At 43.4% G+C, this 1,228-nt stretch carries 1 rRNA gene and 1 pseudogene; both read left to right on the top strand.

Going from position 1 to position 1,228, the window contains the following annotated elements:
* Positions 1–611: pseudogene (locus BLS49_RS08705) on the top strand (hypothetical protein); the annotation flags it as partial.
* Positions 612–962: 351 nt separating this feature from the next.
* A 16S ribosomal RNA gene (locus tag BLS49_RS08700) occupies positions 963–1,228 on the top strand; the annotation flags it as partial.

Raw genomic sequence — 1,228 nt, 5'->3', positions numbered from 1 at the left:
TGCAGGGAATGCCGAACGTGCAGGGAATGCCGAACGTGCAAGGTATGTCCAACATACATGGAATGCCAAACATGCAGGGAATGCCGAACGTGCAAGGTATGTCCAACGTACAGGGTATGCCGAATATGCAAGCTCCTGTGCAGGAGCATATGCCATCCACATGCTGCGGTGGTTATCATCCGTATGTCGATGCTCAGTCTTTGTATCCACAACAGGTTGCAGGAGTGTATACAGGTTATCCTGATGGCTATGGTTTGGCGGGATTTCAGGTACAGCCTAATGTCCCTGGAGCTTCCCTAGGTGGATTTGGAGGTGCAGATGAAGTAAAGGGATTCTTCGAACGTGATTCTCAATTTACAGGAAATGCAAATGATGCAACCATTCAAGCAACATCAAATGAAGATGCTGGAATTGAAGCTGAGGTGAACAGCAAGTCTAAAGCTAAAACAAAAACCAAAAAAGAAGTGAAAGTATCTGGGTCAACATCTACTAAAAATACGACTAAGAGAGCAAGAGGCAATTCGGGAAGTATTTCAAACAAAAAGCGTGTGACTACAGAAGCGGAAAAAGGAAGAACTGCAGGGCGCCGCACTCTATGGATAAATGAGTAGCATGTAATCACAAAAAAGCGAGTGGACAAAGCGAAGTGAGTTCTTGCCTTTGCTTTGTCTATTCGATGTTATCATATAATGGGTTGAGCAAATGGTGACTTTATGATATATTGAATATCCCATTGAACAAGCTCATGACTTGGGTGGGAGAGAATGAGTACAATTAACTCAAAAGTTTTACGAAAAAAAGTTCTTGCATTTTAAATTTCAACATGATATATTATTTAAGTCGCCGCTGAACACGGAGGTGAACAAAAACAAAGTTGATCTTTGAAAACTGAACAACGAGTGAGTATAAAAATGAGAATGAATAATTCTCGTCAGTTTTTCTAAATGAGCAAGTCAAACACTTTAATGGAGAGTTTGATCCTGGCTCAGGACGAACGCTGGCGGCGTGCCTAATACATGCAAGTCGAGCGGACTTGATGGAGAGCTTGCTCTCCTGATAGTTAGCGGCGGACGGGTGAGTAACACGTAGGCAACCTGCCTGTAAGGCCGGGATAACTAGCGGAAACGTTAGCTAATACCGGATAATTTATTTCATCGCATGGTGGAATAATGAAAGACGGAGCAATCTGTCACTTACGGATGGGCCTGCGGCGCATTAGCTAGTTGGT

Source organism: Fontibacillus panacisegetis (genome assembly GCF_900102215.1).
Taxonomy (GTDB): Bacteria; Bacillota; Bacilli; order Paenibacillales; family Paenibacillaceae; genus Fontibacillus; species Fontibacillus panacisegetis.
The sequence above is the reverse complement of the archived record's forward strand: the minus strand, read 5'-3'. Positions and strand labels throughout refer to the sequence as shown.